This is a genomic window from Cyclobacterium xiamenense, assembly GCF_900109255.1.
In the GTDB taxonomy this organism is placed as follows: domain Bacteria; phylum Bacteroidota; class Bacteroidia; order Cytophagales; family Cyclobacteriaceae; genus Cyclobacterium; species Cyclobacterium xiamenense.
The window spans coordinates 738,692-760,428 of sequence record NZ_FNZH01000001.1 but is presented as its reverse complement, the minus strand read 5'-3'; the positions used below and the strand labels follow the sequence as shown (position 1 = coordinate 760,428).

16 protein-coding genes are annotated in these 21,737 nt (G+C 47.2%); 5 read left to right on the top strand and 11 right to left on the bottom strand.

All coding sequences use genetic code 11. The features are described 5' to 3' along the window. Positions 1–91 precede the first annotated feature (91 nt). Positions 92–709, top strand: a complete 618-nt coding sequence (locus BMW71_RS02725) for a deoxynucleoside kinase (protein WP_092169118.1) — start codon at positions 92–94, stop codon at positions 707–709. Here the strand turns inward: BMW71_RS02725 and BMW71_RS02720 are convergent, their stop codons facing one another. Next, positions 710–1,354, bottom strand: coding sequence for a DUF7255 family protein (locus BMW71_RS02720; protein ID WP_092170200.1), 645 nt, complete (start codon positions 1,352–1,354; stop codon positions 710–712). It lies immediately after the preceding gene. Between the two features lie 447 nt (positions 1,355–1,801). Here BMW71_RS02720 and BMW71_RS02715 point away from each other — a divergent pair, with 447 nt between their 5' ends. From BMW71_RS02715 to BMW71_RS02705, 3 genes are all read left to right on the top strand, one after another. Then, the gene (locus tag BMW71_RS02715) at positions 1,802–2,155 is read left to right on the top strand and encodes a hypothetical protein (RefSeq protein ID WP_092169115.1); all 354 of its coding nucleotides are present in this window, start codon (positions 1,802–1,804) and stop codon (positions 2,153–2,155) included. Positions 2,156–2,296: 141 nt separating this feature from the next. Next, the gene (gene ggt, locus BMW71_RS02710) at positions 2,297–3,994 is read left to right on the top strand and encodes a gamma-glutamyltransferase (RefSeq protein ID WP_218145547.1); all 1,698 of its coding nucleotides are present in this window, start codon (positions 2,297–2,299) and stop codon (positions 3,992–3,994) included. Between the two features lie 518 nt (positions 3,995–4,512). Next, positions 4,513–6,255: an ABC transporter ATP-binding protein gene (locus BMW71_RS02705; RefSeq protein ID WP_092169112.1), complete on the top strand. Its 1,743-nt coding sequence runs from the start codon at positions 4,513–4,515 to the stop codon at positions 6,253–6,255. Between the two features lie 76 nt (positions 6,256–6,331). Here BMW71_RS02705 and BMW71_RS02700 read toward each other — a convergent pair whose 3' ends face one another. The 4 genes from BMW71_RS02700 to BMW71_RS02685 form a co-directional block, all read right to left on the bottom strand. Then, on the bottom strand, positions 6,332–7,561 hold the full coding sequence (locus BMW71_RS02700) for an NAD(P)/FAD-dependent oxidoreductase (RefSeq protein WP_092169109.1): 1,230 nt from the start codon (positions 7,559–7,561) through the stop codon (positions 6,332–6,334). Positions 7,562–7,592: 31 nt separating this feature from the next. Continuing rightward, a complete protein-coding gene (locus BMW71_RS02695) occupies positions 7,593–8,939 on the bottom strand; it encodes a DEAD/DEAH box helicase (protein ID WP_394333673.1) in 1,347 nt (448 codons plus the stop codon). A gap of 12 nt (positions 8,940–8,951) precedes the next feature. Beyond that, the gene (locus BMW71_RS02690; protein WP_317041123.1) at positions 8,952–9,242 is read right to left on the bottom strand and encodes a DoxX family protein; all 291 of its coding nucleotides are present in this window, start codon (positions 9,240–9,242) and stop codon (positions 8,952–8,954) included. Between the two features lie 589 nt (positions 9,243–9,831). Beyond that, the gene (locus BMW71_RS02685) at positions 9,832–10,023 is read right to left on the bottom strand and encodes a hypothetical protein (RefSeq protein ID WP_092169106.1); all 192 of its coding nucleotides are present in this window, start codon (positions 10,021–10,023) and stop codon (positions 9,832–9,834) included. 500 nt (positions 10,024–10,523) lie between these two features. Between BMW71_RS02685 and BMW71_RS02675 the strand changes: the two genes are divergently transcribed. Then, complete coding sequence (locus BMW71_RS02675) at positions 10,524–11,936, top strand: hypothetical protein (protein WP_143057532.1); 1,413 nt, start codon at positions 10,524–10,526, stop codon at positions 11,934–11,936. A 117-nt stretch (positions 11,937–12,053) separates the two neighbouring features. Here the strand turns inward: BMW71_RS02675 and BMW71_RS02670 are convergent, their stop codons facing one another. The 6 genes from BMW71_RS02670 to BMW71_RS02645 are packed head-to-tail and all read right to left on the bottom strand — an operon-like array spanning position 12,054 to position 21,547. Then, the gene (locus BMW71_RS02670) at positions 12,054–12,836 is read right to left on the bottom strand and encodes a M15 family metallopeptidase (protein ID WP_092169097.1); all 783 of its coding nucleotides are present in this window, start codon (positions 12,834–12,836) and stop codon (positions 12,054–12,056) included. Between the two features lie 50 nt (positions 12,837–12,886). Continuing rightward, positions 12,887–14,191, bottom strand: coding sequence for an ATP-binding protein (locus tag BMW71_RS02665; protein WP_092169094.1), 1,305 nt, complete (start codon positions 14,189–14,191; stop codon positions 12,887–12,889). 57 nt (positions 14,192–14,248) lie between these two features. Next, complete coding sequence (locus tag BMW71_RS02660; RefSeq protein ID WP_092169091.1) at positions 14,249–15,124, bottom strand: tetratricopeptide repeat protein; 876 nt, start codon at positions 15,122–15,124, stop codon at positions 14,249–14,251. 9 nt (positions 15,125–15,133) lie between these two features. Continuing rightward, positions 15,134–18,691, bottom strand: a complete 3,558-nt coding sequence (locus BMW71_RS02655) for an eCIS core domain-containing protein (protein WP_092169088.1) — start codon at positions 18,689–18,691, stop codon at positions 15,134–15,136. An 18-nt stretch (positions 18,692–18,709) separates the two neighbouring features. Next, positions 18,710–20,026, bottom strand: a complete 1,317-nt coding sequence (locus tag BMW71_RS02650; RefSeq protein ID WP_092169085.1) for an eCIS core domain-containing protein — start codon at positions 20,024–20,026, stop codon at positions 18,710–18,712. A 12-nt stretch (positions 20,027–20,038) separates the two neighbouring features. Next, positions 20,039–21,547 carry a contractile injection system tape measure protein gene (locus BMW71_RS02645; RefSeq protein ID WP_092169082.1) on the bottom strand — a complete coding sequence of 503 codons (1,509 nt, stop codon included), beginning with the start codon at positions 21,545–21,547 and terminating at the stop codon, positions 20,039–20,041. Positions 21,548–21,737 lie beyond the last annotated feature (190 nt).

Here is a 21,737-nt window from a genome sequence, read left to right as displayed (position 1 = left end):
GGGAATCGACGCCCCATTTGGTCTTTGCCTACTCCGAAGACCTGGCCAATGTGATGCGAAAACCTATCAAACACGAAAAAAACGCAGAACCATGCATGTAGCCGTTTCAGGGAACATTGGAAGTGGAAAAACAACCCTTGCAGAAAAACTTGCCGGACACTATGGCTGGACTGCCGAATTCGAATCGGTGGAAGAAAATCCCTATTTGGTCGATTTTTATGACAACATGCCAAAGTGGGCGTTTCATCTGCAAGTCCATTTTTTACACAGCCGGTTTAATCAAGTGCGGCGAATTCAGCAAAGTAAGGTGTCAACCATACAAGACCGGACCATTTACGAAGATGCGCGTATCTTCGCTGCTAACCTTCACGCTTCGGAGCTGCTTTCCAACCGGGATTACAGAAACTACCTGGAGTTGTACCACTCCATGGAGAACTACATCAGCCCCCCGGACCTGTTGATCTATCTAAAAGCAGATATTCCAAAATTGGTGGGCCAGATCGAAAAAAGAGGTAGAAACTACGAAAAAACCATTCAGATTTCCTACCTGAAAAACCTGAACGAGCATTACGAGAACTGGATTCGTACTTACGATCAGGGGAAGCTTCTGGTAATTGATGTCAACGACATGAATTTTGTCGATAACCGGGAGGATTTTTCGGAAATAGTGGCCCGAATCGATCGGGAATTATTTGGTTTATTTCCGTAATTAGCCCATTTTCCGTAGCAACCAGGCGCCAATAGCGCGCATTACCGAATCATCTGGACGTAAAAGCAACTTGTCGATCCGTTGTAGTCTACCCCCAATCATCAGGTTTTCGTAGGCCGGTATCCGGTGCAGTCGGTATCCCTCCAACCTGGAAATAAGATCGTATTGCAAATCATTGTAAGCGTTCAATTTCCATCCAGGTGCACCTGTGCCGCTCAGTTCTCCCGGCACATCGGCAGGCCCAAAACAGGATCGAGCCAACGGAGGTCCGGACCATACGCGCTCCTGTAATCCGGAGAGCAGGCATTCTCGTTCATGCGTGCGGCACATGCGCAGGTAAGCAGCATGCCAGGGATAATTGAACACCCGGTATAGTGCTGACTTTAAGGTGACCAGTCGGTATCGGTTAAAATGATTGGCATCGTCATAGACCAATAGGTGCTTGCCTACCTGTACGGGTACTTTCAGGTGATGAAGCAAGGGGTAATCGTCTTTTCCTTCCAATTCCCGATATGCGGCAGAGAGCAGCTCCTCACCTTTTCCGTTTAAAAGCGAGCGATGAACAGGTAAATTGACGTCGGATGTATACGCTACTTCGGAGGCTTCCAGCGATTCTAAAATTCGGGATACGATTAATTGATGCATTCCAGGATAGTTAAAAAAAAAATTTAAGGCCATTTAAGGCTGATTTTTTTCGATCCGTTCTTTTAAATTACCCTTGGAACCCGGAAAGGTGGTTCTGGACGACATATCCCAGCCGATGATAACCATGGCTATCAGGAAAATAAGCCCAAAAATAAGAAAAATCCACTTGTTTTTATTCATTGGGTAGCGGCGATTGCATGTTTTTTATAGGGTAAAAACTGCTAGCGTTCAAAATAGTTCCCCCCTACGGATAATTTCTTTACGGAAAGCGTTGTCCACGTCCCTAACCAAAGATCTTTGATCAAAACGAAGAATTTCCTGTGATTGTCAATAAAATTCTGTATCTTTTGTTAGAATGTTACATCTTTTAGGCTGTATTATTGCGTTATAGTTTGTGAGGTTTGATACTATCTACCAAAACCCAACCCATATTTATCACGACACTTTATGTACAAGCAGATCAAGCCAGACATGATCTTTCATTATTTTGATCAGGACATTGAACTGATCAATGAAATCCTGGAATTGGTCATGGATCTGAATATTCAGGATCTAAAGCAGCTAATGCCCCTTTACGACCTCGGAGAAATTGCAGCAATAAAACAGAAATTTCACAAATCAAAACCGGTATTTGGCTTTTTGGGAGCCTCTGGCGTCAATCAGCATATTGAAAAAATAGAAGAAGATATCCAAAACAAGTTTCCGATTCACCACAACGAGCTCCTTGTTTTGTTGGACGAACTAGAGACGGATTTACAAGACTTTTTGAAAAAAACGATGGATAAAAAAGATTTAAGTTAATTTTTTTACCCATCCATCCAATTATTGAGATGTTTTTAATAATTTGCTCTCGATATTCACCCATTTAACCTTTTGAATCGACAAAGCCACTAATACATACGTCTTTTTCCATTTCATTGATTCAACCACTAACACATACCTATGAAAGATTACCTTAGCGCAGGAGCATCCTGGGTCCTGATAAGTATCCTAGCCCTTGTCATTTCCTGTCAACCAAAAGAAACAACTACCGGACTACTGGCGACCAATGCCATGGTAGTATCCGCCCACCCGTTGGCCTCCGAAGTAGGAAATGAAATTCTCAAACAAGGCGGTAATGCCGTAGATGCCGCCGTTGCGGTACACATGGCACTGGCAGTCGTGTACCCACAGGCTGGGAATATTGGCGGAGGCGGTTTCATGGTGGTACGGAAAGCAGACGGAAGTTACCATTCCCTGGACTACCGGGAAAAGGCACCCATGGCGGCGGAAAGGGACATGTACCTGGATGAAAACGGAGATGCATTGCCTGAAAAAAGTCAAAATGGGCACCTTGCTTCCGGCGTTCCCGGATCGGTAGACGGCATGGTGAAGGCCCATGAAAAACTGGGATCCATGGAGTGGGCCAAATTAATCGACCCGGCCATCAAACTTGCCGCAGAAGGCTTTCCCCTAACCGAAAACGAAGCATCCTATTACACCCGGGCTTCCGAAAACCTTAAAAAATATTCCTCGGTTGATCCCGTACATTTTACCGGAAAGGCATGGAAGGAAGGTGACGTATTTGTACAGCCGCAATTGGCCACTACCCTTACACTCATTCGGGACCATGGAAGAGAAGGATTTTATGGGGGATCGGTGGCCGATTTTATTGTCGCCGAAATGGAACGAGGGGGAGGCATCATAAGCCATGAAGACCTGACAAATTACGAAAGCGCCTGGCGCACGCCACTGGTAGGCGCATACAAAGACGCGACGGTTATCACCATGGGCCCGCCAAGTAGCGGAGGGTTGATCCTTTTGCAAATGCTTGGTATTCTGGAAGACTATCCCATCTCCAACAAAAACACGGCCTACGCAGAATACCTCCACCTAAAAACCGAGATGGAACGGCGAATTTTTGCCGATAGAGCGGCCTACATGGGGGATGCTGACTTCTTCCCGGTACCTGTCTCCGGATTGTTGGATAAAGCCTACCTTTCCCAACGCTTCGAAGATTTTGACCCTGAATTAGCCACTCCCTCAGACCGGATCATGGAAGGAAACGTACTTACCATGAGTGAAGAAACCACCCATTTTTCGATTGTCGATTCGCAGGGAAATGCCGTATCCTGCACCACCACACTAAACGGCGGCATGGGCTCAAAAGTGCTGGTAGACGGGGCAGGTTTTATTTTGAATAACGAAATGGACGATTTTTCCATCAAACCAGGTTTTCCCAACATGTTTGGTGTACTCGGAGGTGAAGCCAATAAGATTGAGCCGGGCAAGCGGATGCTTAGTTCCATGACTCCGACGATTCTGGAAAAAAATGGCGAATTGTATATGGTCGTAGGAACTCCCGGAGGCTCAACCATCCCTACTTCCGTGTTTCAGGCAATAGTCAATGTTATGGACTTCGACATGAGCATGCAGGAGGCGGTCAACGAAAACCGATTCCATAGTCAATGGAAGCCGGATGTAATCGCCTACGAAAAAGAATTTGCCAACAACGAGATCCTCGAACTGCTGCAAGCAAAGGGACACGAACTCGTAGAAAGAGGGGGCATTGGCCGGGTAGACGCCATATTGGTACGCGAGGATGGGCAACTCGAAGGTGCTGCCGACCCCCGAGGAATGGATGCGGCATCGGGATACTAGCCTAACGATGGATTTTCCTTACCGGGTATGCGCCATTAAAAATGCGCATACCCGGTGGGCAAACGTGTCTTTTTTTCTCCGTGCACTCGTTGCAGGACCCTTATTTTTGATACCTTTGGTTGCTTGCAGGCTCCCGACGGCGCTCGAATCCACCTTCAGGCAATTCGGAACTGTCCCGAGTTTCGCAGAAAAGCAAGCCGGGTAGGGTTGCTCTTCAGATAAAAAAATGCTTCCTGAGCCGTTACGACAACACCTATTAATTTCGTTTTTTCTCAATCGATTATTCGTCGCTGAACTGGCGGTATCCGGGAAAAAAGTACTGATTCCTACAAGCCGGCAGCCCAGCCTGTGTGAACAAATTCACCGTGGCCGACCACTCCAGGATTCGTCTCCTGCGTTTGCTTTTTTTGCTATTTCCAGCTGCTTTTTTCTTTGGTATTTTCCAACCTGTGCGGCTATAATTGGACCCAATTTGATAAATTATTTGTTACCTTTCGATTCGAATTTTATTCCGAACCATGAAGAAAAAGTCTGGAAATGTCAGTATAAAGAATGTTTTTAAAACCATCATCTGGCCACGGCGAAAGTTCGTATTCATCGGATTGGGACTGATTGTGATCAGCAGGTTATCCGGTCTGGTGCTTCCCTATGCCAGCAAATACCTGGTGGATGAGGTAATTCCTTCGAATAATTTTGACCTGCTAAAATGGTTGATTTTAGCTGTCACCATCGCCGTCACCCTACAGGCCGTCACTTCTTACGGTCTGACGCAAATACTGAGCGTGGAAGCACAAAACCTGATTTCAACGCTTCGGGCGCAAGTGCAGGCACATATTATCCGTCTGCCGATTCGGTTTTTTGACAATGCCAAAACCGGCGAACTGGTATCCCGCGTCATGACCGACGTCGAGGGCGTTCGAAATTTGGTCGGAACCGGTCTGGCTCAAATGGTTGGTGGCATACTCACCTCCCTGATTAGCCTGGTTTTGCTCATTTATATCAGTCCAAAGATGACCCTATACGTATTGGTTCCGGTCGCAATTTTTGGATTGATCTCCATGAAAGCTTTTGGCAAGATTCGACCGATTTTCCGAGAACGGGGTAAAATAAATGCGGAGGTAACCGGAAGACTTACCGAGACATTGGGAGGCATTCGGGTAATCAAAGGTTTCAACGCAGAACAACAAGAAACCGAGATATTTGCAGCCGGAGTCAACCGCCTCTTTCTAAATGTGAAAAGTAGCCTTACCGCTACAAGTATTGTCACCAGTTCGGCTACCTTTCTGCTGGGCCTGGCATCGGCAGGTATAATGGGTATTGGGGGCTACCTGATCATGGAGGAGCAGCTGACCTTTGGCGACTTTCTGGCATTTACCCTACTTTTGGGATTTATGATCGCACCCATCCTGCAAATGAGCAATATCGGCAGTCAATTGACCGAAGCCTTTGCCGGGCTGGACCGGACCGAAGAACTGATGAACTTACCACTGGAAGCAGACCCTGCCAATCGGACCATTCAGCTACCAACCATAGAGGGACGCGTGGTATTTCGGGATGTTCATTTTGGCTACGAACCGGGCAATGAAGTTATCAAGGGGATTAATTTTGAAGCAGCGCCAGGATCAGTCACCGCGTTGGTGGGGAGTTCAGGTTCTGGAAAAACCACTATTTCGGGCTTGCTGGCTTCCTTTTTGGTACCTACAAAAGGACGTATAACCATTGACGGAGAAGATCTAAGTAAAGTTGATCTGAATTCGTTTCGAAGCCAGCTCGGGGTGGTTTTACAGGATGATTTTTTGTTTGAGGGTAGCATTCGGGAAAACATTTTGTTTCCAAGACCTCAGGCAAGCGAAGCGTCATTCCAGGAAGCCGTGCGGTCTGCCTACGTAAATCAGTTCACGGATCAATTTGAAAAAGGCCTGGACACCGTCATCGGCGAACGCGGCGTGAAGCTATCCGGAGGCCAACGGCAGCGACTGGCCATTGCCCGGGCAATATTGGCAGATCCACGAATTTTAATCCTGGATGAGGCCACCAGCAACCTGGATGCCGAGAGCGAAAATTACATTCAATCCAGCCTTAAACGGTTGATGCAGGGCAGAACCACCTTTGTAATTGCGCACCGGCTGAGTACGATCCGGCAGGCAGATCAAATTCTGGTGATTGAAGGCGGTAGGATCGTGGAAAGAGGACGCCACGACGAGTTGATAGGATTACAGGGTCGGTACTACGATTTGTATACCTTTCAGGCAAGAATATAAAAACTGCCCCGGAAAAATTACCGCAGGGCGACCAAACAGGGAAAACCGACACGCGTAGCGGTTATCCTGGCCTTGGCTATTCTCCGCCGATCAGCGCTTCTGCGGCAAGCCGCCCCGACGTCATGGCCGCATTGATGGATCCGTTCAGCAGGTGATCCCCCGCCAGGTATACGTGATCGTATAATTTGGCATGCTGTGGGGGTATCCAGTTTTTTACATCGTCGATATGGGGTAAGGCCCGGGGAATGGAAAACGTTTTCACATGCTGGAAATAACTGGCGCTAATTCCCGAAAGCACCTCCAACTCCAGCGCAATGAGCTCCTCCAGGTTTTCTATACCTGCAACGTTTTTAACCACAGAAACGGATAATAGCGCCCTACCATCGGCAGCGTATTCGGGACTAACATCGGTCATAAAGACCAGGTTATTGATCAAGAATTTGTCGTCGGTCACCAATCCAATCATCGGCTTACCAATGAACGACTGTTGCAACGTAAAATACAGGTTTGTCACCTGGTGAAATGCTTCTTCCGGATGCCCCGTGAGCTTCCCATGGGCGGTGGCGATGATGATTTTGTCCGCAGTAATGGTGTTTCCATCGGCCAACAAAATCTGGTTTTTTTTCACCCCGGCTACCGGCGTATTGAAACGGACCTGGCTGTGGTTCAACTGCTCGAAAAGTTGGCGGGTAATTTGCCCCATCCCTTTAGCAGGTACACTGGCAAAGCCTTCGGCAAACATTTTGAATACAAACTCAAACATCCGGGAGGAGGTAGACAGGGAAGTCTCCAGGAAAATACCGGTAAAAAACGGAGCAAAGAAGTTTTCGATGATGCGCTTAGAAAAGCCGGCGCTTCTCAAATAATCCAGCGTACTGCTCTGAGCCGATGAAAAAATGAGATCGGTGCTTTTTGCTTTCAGCACCTTGGTCAGCCGGTAGAGCCGTAGCTTGTCCAGGAGGGTACCGACCTGGGAAAAGGCCATGGCCAGTCCCTTTAATGGATCCCGCATGGGATCGTGTATGGCAAAGGTCGCTCCCGGACGAAAGACGATGGCACCGGATTTAAACTTTTTCAATTCCAATTTGTCCAAATCCAGGTACCGATGGATCTCCGGATAGGCAGTCAGAAGTACTTGAAATCCCCGGTCCAACAGGTACCCATTCACTTCATCGGTCTGTACCCTACCCCCGACCTGGCCCTGTGCTTCCAATATCACGGGGTAATAACCGGCTTTTTCCAGTTCGATCGCCGCCACCAAACCGGAAATGCCAGCGCCTATGATGTAGATGCTTTTTTCGTTCATGAGCTCTAGGGTTTAATGTAGGACAACGGACCTATTCTTCCTGAATGTTTTTACGCTTTCGAAACTTTCCTTCCTCGGATGAGCGGCTCGCTGTTTGTGAATCGTTTGCAGAAGGGTTCGTATGTTGTTCCGAATTGGATGCCCCGCGGGGTTTTCGTTTGGGTTTGTTCCGTTTACCTTTGGGTTTGCCGGTTCCCTGGTGTTTTTCCCCACCTCTTGGTTTTCTGGGTCCTTCGTTTTTCAAATCCGGTCCGGGACCGATGCCTTCCGGATTCGGTACCACTTCAATTTGCAACCCAATCAGGTTTTCGATATTTCGGTATTTATAGCGATCTTTTTCGTTAACAAAGGTTACCGCCTTTCCCTTTTTCTCAGCCCGGGCGGTACGGCCCACACGGTGCACGTAGTCTTCCGGATCATTGGGTGTATCAAAATTTATGACCATTTCAATGTCTTCCACATCAATCCCACGGGACAGAATATCGGTAGCGACCAGAATCTTCAAAGACTTGTTTTTAAAGGAAGACATGATTTGCTCCCGCTCCGACTGATCGAGATCCGCATGAAAAGCTTCGACCTGAAACTGTTTTCGTAGGGTTTTAAACAAGGACTTCACTTTATCCTTGGTAGAACAAAAAACGATAACTGCCTGAAAATCCTGAGATTTCAGAATCTGTTGGACCAGGGCCTCTTTTTGGCTGTCGTACACATGGTACACGTATTGACTTACCCCTTTCGCGGTTTTGCCCAGCGCAATGGAAATTTGCTCCGGCTCCTGAAGTATTTGCTGGGAAAATTTGCGAATTTTAGGGGGCATGGTCGCAGAAAACAGCAAGGTTTGCCGTTTTTTGGGCAAATGTTGCAGGATCGTGAGGATGTCTTCCGAAAAACCCATGTCCAGCATGCGGTCCGCTTCGTCGAGGATTAGATGCTGCAAGGCATCAAACTTTACCTTGCCTCCCGCCAAAAGAGCGATTAATCGACCCGGCGTGGCCACGACGATTTCCGCACCCAATTCCAGCGCCTTGCGTTGCTGCTCCCAGGTGTTGCCATCGCCACCACCATAAATGGGAATGGAACTGATCCCAAGAAAATAGGCCAGCCCCTGTATTTGCTGATCAATCTGTATGGCCAGTTCCCTGGTCGGCGCAATGATCAATACTTTCACCCCCTTGTTCTGGCTTTGACTAATTTGATTCAATACCGGCAAAATAAAAGCGGCGGTTTTCCCCGTTCCGGTTTGAGCGGTAGCGATCAGGTCTTTGCCATCCAAAATCAATGGAATGGCTTGTTCCTGTATCGGGGTGGGCTTTTCAAATCCCATGGCGTCCAGTCCTTCCTGGAGCTCGGGAACAAATTTAAATTCACTAAAGGTCAAATTTTCTCAATTTTAAGTGTACACATACGCCCAGCCAATCAATACAAGTTGCAGGGGAAGTCGGAGTAATAACAACCACCTGGGAAGTCCTTTGTTCTCCTTCTGGTACATGTACAAATTTGCTGGAAATACTGCAATCAATAACAGGATGATTCCGTAGGCAGCCAAGCTTCGGGTGGATTCGAAAACCAACCCCAGTCCCAATACCATCTCCACGATTCCTACGATCCGGTTAACCAATTTTGGAGCGGGAACATAGGGTGGGATGATACGGATATACAACCTCGCTTTCACAAAATGCATGAAACCGGCGATTGTATAAAAAATTGCCATTGCATAAAGAAAAGCTTCATCCATAAAAATTAATTGCATCAATTTCTTTATTCAATAAAATTAGGACTTCCAAGCGGTAATACAAAAATTTAACCCGGTAATACTGTATTTATTTTATGTAGTCGCCATAACAAGCGTAATACCGTAGCCGTATTTGGGCAGGGAAGCCAAAAACCGGTTTTTGCACGCCAGGCATTGGATGACCATTGCCCGAAGACCATTGGGAGCTACTGCATCATGTAGGTAGTAGCGTGAGTTGGGGAAGTGATGCCTAGGAGCAGAACCTGCAGCGGCTTTTTTGACTAAGGAAGCATTCGATAGGATCCTAGAGGAGACTACCACAGCCGTGCTTGGTATTTGCCACCTAATGCAGTCCACTTTTGGAATCCAAGAGGTTTAGCCGGGAACAATGATTTGCCACGGAAACCCCGCTAAGGGTGCAGGCTGAACTGCAAAAGAGCGATTATTCCATCCACTATTGAGACCGGACGCCCCATCGATGTCAATTGGTTGGATTGGGAATTAGGGACCCTTTAGTAGTAAGGCTTTCGGCAACCTTTCAGTGGCAGGTAATTTTCGTTGCCTTTAGCCGTAGGTCCCAGGCGATTTTCAGCACAAAGGGAGCCGGGATCGTTACCCGGTTTTCACTCCGGTTGCCGTAAAACTCCAGAAACTCGGGCGTATTTTTGTTTGGGCCACCGGGTAGCAGGTACGATCTTTTCCGGTCTCCGGGTGGATCTTCCTCGGCCATGCTAAAATATAAAGGCCAATTCCCCGAAACCAAATTGGGTTTGGGTGCGCCACAAGCCGTCTACCGGACCGCCGTCAATGCCTTTCTCTTTGGCCCCAATTGAATCATGGCGGTAGTTTTGGGGGTATTGGGCATTCGAGGATCCATTCCCTCAATTTGATACAAGGCAGCCAGGGTATTTTTTTTCAGTATGCCATCAATGGCTCTCTGATAAAGCTGTTTTTCTGGCAGACCGACTCGAAAAACGTGATTTTTTGTTTCCGGACTCCTGAGTTTCAAATAATCATAATGCATAATTTGGTTTTAATCCAAACAAAAAATAATTTTTAAAAAAATAATTTCTTATTCGGTATTGATTATAATTTAAACTATTCATAAATTAATATTCTAAATAGACATTTTTTTCGGAACTTAATGCCAAATACGAAACTTAAATGAATTTATAAAAAAGTAGGGGAAAGCGGGGTAAAAAACGATCATGTAATCTAACTACAATAACTATGGAAAAGCATCCCATTTGTCCCCTCCTCTTGCTTTTGTCCTTATTTTTTTCATTTAGTTGTAAAACTAATCTCCTGGTATTGGAGGATATGCTTCCGAGTGCAAAGCATCGCGACTTTGATGTTACATTTAGCCAAACTTCGCTCGATGATTTTTCAATTGGTTTCATTTTAACCTATGAGTTGTTCAACCCTTACAAAATAGATCTGCCAATTCCTGAACATGTTATGGAAATTCTTGTCAATGACGACAAAATAGGTAAATACGATGAGCACTCTACCACCATTATTCCGGCAAAATCTTCCAAATTGATTCATTATGAGTTAACCATTAATTCTGATCAGCTCAAGAACATGATGGGGAAAAACAACAAGATTTCCTTTAACACCTCTATTGAAATGGATCTTACTGCATTTAGTAAGGTGTTACCGAATTATCAGTTGAGCGTATCGGAGGATTTTGATTTAGAAACATCCGAGTTAACACCAATGATCAATAATTTGCTTCAAAGAAAGATCGGAAAATTTAACTTTTCCTACGAGCACGCTACACAGATAAAAATCCCGGCACCTCCCGCTATATCTAAATCTACTGATCCAATAGAAATAAACTTATTAGGTGCTGGAATTAGTGCGATAAACCCTAACGCAATTAAAAACGCACTGATTCCTTTTGGTGATTTATTAGTAAATGGGGAGCTGGATGGCTTAAAGGATCCCTTTATTGATGCCCTGGTCGATTTAACCGTAACGATTCCTGACCCTACCCTTTTAGAGTGGGACAGAACCAGAAGAATAAGAATGGAAACATATCTTTTAAACCTGATAAAGCCTTTTGACTCCCAAATAGTCACTAAATGGAATGGTACAAAATCTCTACTCTATCAATCCACCTCACTACCTGTAGCAGACTATTTTGTGGATAATTTTCTAAACCCCCATGTTGACAGCCAAGCATCCGTAAAATGGAATCAGTTCCAGCAGGCCTATAACCAATTGAAAACAACTGTTTTCCCCACCGAAATTCCTGGACCTCAAACGAAGGGTTTTGAAATCGCTATTCCCTTTATTTTTCATAACAAAAACGAATTCCCAATCAGTATTCCCATTTTCAGCTCAAGTCTTACGCTTTCTGGAGATAGTCCATTCGCTATGTATGTGAAGCCTAAGAAAATGGAAGAAATCGTTCATGGGGAATTACCTGCGAACCATTCCGAAATTCCTGCCAAAACTAAAGAAACCCTGTACGTGGTTTTTTCTTTCAATATGCAAGCTTTTAATCAAGGCATGTATAGCCTTTTTATGAAAAACAACTTCGAGCCCAATCTACGTGGCATGATGAGCTATGATTTTGGTTACGGACCTATGTACATTGATTACGACCTGGAAGATATGCAACTAAATTACAAATAGTAATCTTTAGATTTTCTTATGTAAACATCAAATCCATGAAAAAAAATAATTTCGTCGTACAATCAACACTAGTAAAATTTCCGCATCCTTTCTTCTCCCTATCAACCGAGTTTGTCTTTACACCTCTGCTGCCTGAACGTGCATCCAGTCGAAGTTTCTACGCCTGCCCAAGCTGACCCATCCTTCATCTTCCCAACAACGCCACCATTCGTCGTACACCGGGTGGGCGAAAGCAGCCCGGTCCCTACCCCAGCGCAAGGCATTTCTATCCGGGTCAAAATCCAGGGCAACTCCCCAGGCATGGGTCGACCATAGGGTTCCGCCGCGCATGGGTCGGTTATTGAACGCGCCACCAAAGTAATTTAGCCGCAGGGAATTGATGTCGTTTTCGCCATAGGTATCCCGAACATCCTCCAATACCTTGGTAAGGCTTTCGGCAACCTTTCGGTGGCAGGTAATTTTCGTTGCCTTTAGCCGTAAGTCCCAAGCGATTTTCAGCACAAAGGGAGCCGGGATCGTCACCAGGTTTTCACCCCGGTTGCCGTAAAACTCCAGAAACTCGGGCGTATTTTGTTTGGGCCACCGGTTGGCAGGTACGATCTCTTCCGGTCTCCAGGTGGTTCTTCTTCGGCCATGCTGAAATATAAAGGCCAATTCCTCGAAACCAAATTGGGTTTGGGTGCCCCACAAGCCGTCTACCGGCCCGCCGTCAATGCCTTTCTCTTTGGCCCCCAATTGAATCATGGTGGCAATTTTGCGGGTATTGGGCATTCGAGGATCCATTCCTTCAATTTGATGCAAGGCAGCCAGGGTATTGTCACCCAGTATGCCATCAATGGCTCCACGATACAGTCCTTTTTCTGCCAGAAGGTGTTGAACCACCATGATTTTTTCTTTCATACCATGATCTAGATAGTGTAATGCAAGATATACTTATTTCGCAATAAATCTTAAGAAATTTTGCCTTCTTTTTGTATTTCATTCCGAATACATTGCATTAACACCGCTTCTTTGATGCAGGCGTGTCCGGCGGCCAGCGTTTTTAGTCCTACTTGCTGCACGATGTTTACAATATTTGCACCCGTAAGCGGGTACTTTTTTGCCAAATCCGGTACATGCAGTCCGTTTTCCAGTTCCATGGACTCGGGTAGGTTTTTCTCCCAGAGTAAAAGCCGCTCTTTCGCCCCCGGTGCTTCAAAATCGATGATGGATTGAAATCTCCTGGTAAAGGCGCTGTCCAAATTGCTTTTAAAATTGGAAGCGAGGATCACCATTCCCGGGTGCTGTTCGATTCGCTGCAACAAATAGGAGACTTCCTGATTGGCGTATTTATCGTGAGCATCCCGTACGTTGGTTCGTTTTCCAAACAGTGCGTCGGCCTCATCAAAAAATAAGATCCAGTGCTTTCCTGAAGCCTTATCAAACAAGCGGGAAAGATTTTTTTCGGTTTCCCCTATGTATTTGGATACCATCAGGGAGAGATCGATGCGGTAGACCTCTCGATCCGTATATTTTCCCAGCAAGCCTGCCGTTAATGTCTTGCCTGTGCCGGGGGGACCAAAAAACATGACCCGATAGCCAGGTTTCACTTTTTTCTTTAAATTCCATCGTTCCATGAGCTGTTCGTTGTAGCTCAACCAGTGTTCCAGGCCCTTTATTTGAGCAAGGGTACGATCCGATAAAACCAGGTCCTCCCAGTCCAATTCGGTTTGAATCAATTCGGCAGGAAAATCAGAACTGGGTTTGGGAGTCCGCACTTTTTCAAGCAGAAGCCGATCGCTAAACTCCGTATCCAACAGCAACGGTCCGGCGTAAAATGGCTCCCCCACAGCAGTATCTCCCAAAAACAGGTACTTGTTCCGAAAAAGGAGCGAATCCTCAAAGATGCTCAGGTATTTCTTCCGGGTGGATGGGTCTCTACCGGCCAAAAGGAACAATAGGGTCTCTCCGGTTGGCAGCATTCCCCGGTGGTACTTACCCTTGTATCCGCCAATTTCAGGGAAGTCCGTACCGTCTGGAAAATAGGACTGAATGGTACGGCTAAGAAAACCGGGATCGATGTACGGAACGAGGGCCAATGCCAGCAGCAACAAATCCTGGTCTTTGATACCAAGCTCGTCGATAACTTTTCCCAGGTACTGCCTTGTATCAATAAACAGTTCGAGCTGAGGTTTTTCCAATGCCTGCGTCTTTCCACATTCGTGGTCTAGCCTGCTTTTGATCACCGCTTGCAAAAATTCCAGTAATTCCTTCATAAAACCAGTAATTCCCTCATAAAAATTGTTTCCTCATATGTTGGCCATTTTATCTGCTCATCGCTGCTGTTGGGCTGTCTCTGCCAATTTTTTATAGTGCTGGGCTTTGGGAAAGTCGGGCCGTATGGCAAGCGCTTTGTCCAACCAAAACACCGCCTTCTCCTTCTCCCCCTGTCCCAAAAAAACCACAGCCAATTCTGTCATGACCTGAAAATTTTCTGGATCCAACCGAAGTATTACTTCTAGTTGATGAATTCCGTCCGCCCCCTTGCCTATGGCCAAATAGGTAACTGCCAGGTGTTGGCGGACATCTACCTGATCCGGGTTTTCTGCCAGTGCCATTTTGAAAGCTTTTATTGCCAGACCAAAGTTTTTGAGTTGGTATTCACACTGACCGATCATTCTCCAGGCAAGGGCATCGCCGTCTTCGATTTGTATGCCATGCAACTGATTCAAGGCCTTTTCCCAGCTTTCCAGTTTCATGTATACCTTGGCCAATTCAATAGCATATTGGCTGTCCCCCTCTTCCATCAGCAAGGTTTTCCAAGTAAGGATGGCTTGCTGGTAATCCCCGGTATGGATAGACAGCTGTGCCTGACTTACCCTGGCGCCTTTATGCGCAGGGTCCAATTCCAGCGCTTGTTCGTAGCTACGTGAAGCTTCCGCGTACTTGCCCAACATCGCCAATGCGTTGCCCTGATTGACCAAAAAGTGAGGTTTTTGAGCAAATGAATATGCCTTTTCGAAAAAACTCAAGGCTTTTCTATACGCTTTCTGTTGGTGATAATACAGACCCAGGTTGTTTAGTACCGAAGGATTGGAGGGATCCAAATCGACCGCTTCCTGATAGAAGGCCAGTGCCTTGTCGTATTGCCGATTCAGGAAATACCTCGCACCCTGGTTATTTCGTTCGATTGCTTTCTCTTTGTCCATATCACTAATTTACGCAAATAAATCGTTCTTTATGTCGGAAGCAAGTCCTTTGGCCATCTGAACGACGTCCAAATCAGGGTAAATGACTTCGATATCGTCAAAGGACATGTCGAATGCTTCTCCCTCCTGGTAATGCACCGGAAAAACAATTCCAAACTGTATGGCCGGACCCCATTCGTAAGAAGCCAGGTTATGCCTCCAGGTTTCCGAGACGGAAAGAAACCCAACACCTAAACTCGCCCGAGCAAATGCATTGATTTCAAAAATAAATTTTGGATTGACGGTAATCCTTCCGTTCGCATCAAGTGCCAGGCCGGTTTGAGGACTCCAGTTGACATCCACAGCTGCGGCAGCCTCGCCCTCAAGTCCCAGGGTCCCCGTAAGTTCAATTCCCCCCGATAAGCTGGCTATTGCCACGCTCACGCCCAGGCCCAGGTCTCCGCTGAGCGTGAGGCCGGCATCTGCTGGAATCGCAAACTCACCGTGGCCGGCTACGGTGGTTTCATCTTCTCGCTCGGGATTATAGGTGATTTCTGCGGAAAGGTCCCGTAACTCACCTGGGCCAAAACCGGCCGTAAAATCGAGCCCACCTCCTATTTGTGCTACCAATCCAATACTTCTGGGACCCAAAGGAATGGCAAACAAGGGGATTTCTATCGTGGGCACACGGAAAAGGTTTCTGTTGAATTCCCGTCGTTGAAATACTTCATAGCTTTCAGCGGCCAACCGGGCATTGACCTCAATTTCCCCGTTTGGTAGCAGGCGCACTCCGGCCGTCGCTGCTAACCAGGGAGTGAGCTGCAAGGTTAGTTCCCCTCCTCCATACACCCGCATGGTTTCGTCGGGATCACCTGCAGGTTGTCCGTCATCCCCAATGGGACGATTGGTGGCCCCCACTTCCACCGTTCCGCTCAACATCCCACGGCTGTAGGCAGCAGACCCCTCTATGGTGAGCGCCCCGTTATCGTAAGTTACGGTCAAGGAAGTGGATATGCCTGGGATATCGGGTTGGGCCGTTCCGGAAACAAATACCTCATAGGATTCGGCTCCAGCTGGCTTGGATACCCTGGCTTCTACGTTCCCTCCGGTAATTCCCGGAATATCGGCACTAAGGGCAAAATTACCCCCAATGGAAAATCCCTCTTCCCCATACTGTATGTCCATGCTTCCCCGCTCGATTCCCGGAATATCCAGCTCGGCCTCGCCCGTAGCGGAGAAATTATTTTCACTGTAGGTGGCCGTAATGGTCGCATTTTTGACACCTCGTACCTTCCCTTCGGGAATACCTATTTCACCACCGATCGTCCAGGTATTCTCCTTGTATTCCACGTTGATCGCCGCGGGATCAAATAGATCGGAATCAAAATTAAAGGTGCCTTGCAACTCAAACCCGCCGGAGGTGGAAGCAGTAGCACTGATTTGGCCTTCGCCAACCTGATTGATCCCAAAATCGGTCTGTCCGGTTAATCCCAATCCATCCGCCGAACTGGCAAAAATGGTCAGCGAACTTCCGCTGATTTCAAATGGAGGAGGCACGTTGATTTGTTCGATGGGAAAGGTCTTGGACACCCGTATTTCGCCATTTGAAATAAAAAACTCAATCGGGTTTCCTTGAAAAATGGGAATACTGGGCAGAATATGGCCGTAGGCCTCAATGCCGTTGGGTTGCAGATTTAATTCAATAATATCGACCGGACTCGCCTTTTTTATTCGCAGCCCATACAGGCTCGATTTTATCGATTGCTTGGTGAGGAATCCTGCGTACTTCGATCCCGGATACCGATTAACAGTAATCACTTTGTCTTCCGGCCATGGGCTCCATGTCTTGTCGTTGGCGGGGATATTTATGGAAAGCGAGCCCAAAATTGGCGTGTTCTCTACTGCTTCCCCCTGCGTATTGAATTGCTTGTTTACAATGCGAAAGGGATTACCAAACCAATTTCGCTCGTCGCTTCCCACGGCGCTACCCTCTCCTGTCCAAATAAAGCGTTTTCCCAAGCCGCCCGACTCATTTGGAAAAACCCGCACTTCGCCCTCGTTACCAATATCGGCCAAGTTGCCTACTTCGATCGCATCCAGGTGCTCCGCATCTTCAATTTGCGTTTTTGTCCAAAATTCGTTTTCGCTGATCGCACTATCCCCACCAGGCAAACTTTCGGCTTGCGTAAAAATCAAGGTGTAATTGTTTTTGAAATATCCGTCCCCTCCCGGGTATTCGGTTCCATGCCGGTCCCGGAAGCCGGTTAGTTTCTCGGTGATTTGACCCTTGATCGTGGACCCGCTCGAACTGTTTTTGGAAGAATCCAACAATTCCATGTTAGGAAGCGTATTTGGCCAGGTAGCGGTGTTCCAATTCGCCAATTGAAGCTCCACAATATGGTCCACATCGAAATTCCTGAATGCCTTATTCTTTCCCCAAACGGGGGTGGTCAATTCCTTAGCTACGGTATCGATGTTTCCTATATACGTAGGCTTTACACTGCGACCAGAAATGGCTGCGTTAAAAACATGCGTAGTGGCTGCGGTTGGCGGCGCATGGTGGTGGTTTTCATACAAGGATGTCAACTGGCTTTTGATCGTTGTGGTGGCGATTTCTTCCTTCCATACACCATCTCTTTGGTTTGTTGAGCCTCTGGTATAATTGTTTTTTCGTTTCAACGGGGCTTTGCTGGTATACAGCGTACCCCTGTGTTCCAAAAGTTTAAATCCGGGCACCGGAATGGCATCAAAGGTGATGGTCTTTGCCGTTTCATCGATCACTCCAGTCTCTGGGCGCATTTCCGGGGGCTCGATTTCGTCTTCCCCCTCCTTTTGAATCGCTTGTGGCCTCGCAGACGAGCTTGCCCCCTGTTGCAAGGTATGGGTCAATTCGTGCGCGAGCAGGTGTTGGCCGGATGTGCTGGAAGGGTTATACGTCCCTTCGTTGAAATAAATATCCCTTCCGTGCGTAAAGGCCCGCGCGCCAATATCCTGACTCATTTGCACCGCCTCGGAATCCGTATGGATACGCACCTCACTAAAATCGGCCCCAAATCCCTGCTCCATCTGGTTCTGAGTGGCTGTCTCCATCGTTGTTCCACCCGAGCTTTGGGACAATCTTTGCTCCAACCCGGATGGGGTTGTAGATGCCTGCTGCTCCTTTTTTTGAAGCATTCCGGGCTCCCCTTCTTCTGAAAAAGCGGCCTCAGGGTCAACGGTCTGCGCCTGCACTGCTTCCTCTTCCTCCGCTTGGAGCACCTCTTCCGTTTCGGTAGGCAAGCTTTCACTCACCGAACGGGACAGCGGGGTCACCTCCGCCGACAAGGGCTGCTTGGATACAGTTTCTGCAGGGGTTTCTTTTCGTTGTACGTCCAGATCCGCTTCCTCTGTAGACGGTTCGGATCCTGAGGATTGCAATACCTCCTCGTCTGCCTGCCGTTGCAGTACCTGATCAGCCATGGCGTCGGCCTCTTGCTCGTATTGGTCACCTGCCTGCCCCACTTGAAGTTTGGCCTGAAAAAAATCGCCGCTTCGCTCCCCGGTAGGGGATTGATTGGGCTTGCCGGATGTTCGCTGAAAAACTTTCATGGCAGTATGGGTTGGCAGTTATTTTTCCAATGAATACAAATCCACCAGGCCAAAAATATCGAGTTGATTCAATTTTTTATCCCCGATATTTTGGTCGATGGTATCCAATTGGCTTTCGTTGGTTGTGACAAGCTTGGTATCCGCCTCTGCACCCGAATAACTAGGATGTCCTCCTCCTCTCCACATAATATTGTCCTTGTTTACTTTTGCATGCAAGTCTTTGATCATGGCACCGAGCGTGGATTTTTCTTCGCTTTTCTCGATCAGGTGTTTCAATCCAGCCGTATGGCCTACCTCATGGGGAATGGTATTGGCATCGGCTCCGGAAATCATATTCGGTACGTGCCTTTCGTTTAAATAAACGATGGAACCGTAAAAAGGTGCCCGCCCATAGGTCCCTTTAACTTTCGGATGGGAATTATCCAGTACAACAAACAGGTGCTCCTTTCCAAATTGCAAATCCGATAAGGTTGGAATGACACGTAGGGAGGCTGTGGTAGACACCTCGTAATGAACATCAATCCCCATGATATTTTTTACGATACTTCCCTGAAAACTGGCTTCAATCTGATTTTTCGCAGCAGCGGCGAGCCCTGCGGTGTTAAGGCTGGTATTGCTACTTTTGTTCCAAACTGCTCCCTTAAACTGCAACTGAATCTTTGCACGTATGCGTTTCTTGTCCATTCCCTGGTACACTTCACTTTTGCTCCAGTGGCCTTGCACCTGCTTTGCTTTCTGTCCTTTTTGTTGGAGGGTATGGGTAAGCTCGTGCGCCAGCAGTTTTTTGCCGTCCCGACTTCCTGGTTGGTAGTTGTTATCGTTGAAAAAAATATCGTTACCATAGGCGAAGGCTTTTGCATGCATGACCTGATTCATCCATTGTGCCGAATGATCGGTATGAATGCGTACCTTGCCAAAGTCTGCCCCAAAAGCTTGCTCCATCGATTGCCGAGTGGCGGAATCAAGTGGGTTTCCTCTACCTTTTTCCTGCTTCAGAACGGGCTCCACTTGATCGGCACGCCGCTCCTTTACCGGTTTTTCTTGGGGTTGGTCTTCCTTCGTTTGTAAGGCCTCTTCCTCTTCCTGGAGCTGCATCTCCTCTTCCGGTTGCGAGCGTACTTGTTCCTCCTCCTCTGCCTGGGTCATCTGCAGGGAATCTTCCGGTTCCTCTCCCTGCTTTTGAAGCTGGACTTCCGGGGTTTGCTCCTCTTCTTTTGAAGAAATTCGTTCTTCGGTGCCGGATGGAGCCGAACTAAAAAAACTATTCTCCGACCTTTTCTGAAAAATGGGATTGACGATTCCCACAGATGATTTTCGGTATACCTGTCTTTTCATTTCCGTGTCAATTTACCATGATACAACAATTACTTTTCTTTGCCAGGGAAGCTTTACCAGGGAAAGGTTCCAGGGCAAACTTTCCAGCAATACGTCCTGGGGCTTTCGCTCCACGTACAGTCGATCGCTTGTTTCTTCGATCACCAATTTTCCGCTACGATTTAGAAATTCATTCCTGACGGTTTCCGCACCCGTATTTTTGAGCTTTTTCCAATGATCGATCAGTGATTCCAGCAATTTTTCCGATTTATTTTTCACCGAATCGGACAGGATCGTCTCTCTGGAAAGCGGGCTTGTTAACGGTATCCCGCAGAGAAATTTTTCGAAAACCAACTCAAAGTCGAAGGGCCTTTCCCGGCGTGTAGCCAGGTAGTGGACAGCCTTGACGGCAAGTTCGGCCCGCACCAGCTTTCCCTTATCGTCTAAAAACCCGCAATCGGTAAAAAATGCGGGAAGAAAGGGGTGAACCAAAATCAATCCGGCACGGTCTACGTACTGCTGCTCTTCTTCCAATACTGGATCGCTTATGACCCGCTCCTGCATGTCCGGAGCAATTGGCTCGTTTGTCCGCTTCGTTACCGTATTTCCAGACACGTTCCGAAGGTCTTTCAGAAAGCCGGACCAAATCGAACGCGGTTCGGCGCTTTTCCCACTTTCGATACTTTTGGACAATTCATCTTCGATGCGGCGCCTGAAATCAGGGCTAGTGACTGCAAGGTATTCGCGCAAAACAGCAATCGCTTCGGCCTGCCGCCGATTGTGATGAAAAAACAGGGCGGCTAGTAGTTCCATTCTGGCCTTTCGTTCAGGAAGGCTGGGCGTTTGTAAAAGGATACGGAACGTGTCCCGGTGTAGCGGCAACCCTTCACGTAAAATGGTTTCCAGAATTTGCACGAGTTCCGACCCGGTATAGTATTTGAACAGTCGCTCCCTTACGCTTGCTTCCGCTAGCAGGCTTCGGAAAGACTCCTTTATCGTAGCCGATCCCAGCAATTTCGTTACAAGTAAAGGAGGCAAAAACGCCTCTGCAGCGGCCAAACGGTCGCACCACCACGGTAGAAAGCCCGATCGCAAGAAATAAATCCAGGCTTCACCTAATTTTTCTGAATCTTGCCGCAGGCGCATCTCACTTTTTTCCGCCAAAAAAGGCTGCCTATTTGTAGTTGCTTCCAAACCAAACGCTGGACCAGAATTGGCCGTGGACTGGGTTCCGGAAGACAAAAGGAAGGAATGCAACTCGCTTCTCAGTACTTGCATAGCAGGGCGCATGGCGACCTCCAAATCAAGACCATCGGGTAAATTAGTTGGATCAATCGTAAATTCCAGCGCCAGTGTTGGAATCTCAAGGGTTTGGTCTTCCAACTTACCGGTTAAATCCTCCAAATATTTTTCCAATAGCGGGACTATTCGTTCCCAAAAATAGTCCGTAGCGGTGCGTTCCATGTACTTACCGGATTCGGTGGAAATGGTAAAAATTTCCAGCGTTACTTTTTGTATGGTATGTACTTCACTTTTACGCATTATTTTTTTGAATCCTGATTATTTATTTCTTATTTTTACTAAGCAAAGTCGTTAGACTAAGCTATATTTTACTGGCAATAAGTATGGAATAGGAAGTGATCATAAGTCGAAAAGTCTGGAACATGCGTTCGTTTCGTGTTGTTTACATCACGTTGAGTCGCTAAGTTACTGGATTAACGAGTAAAGATTG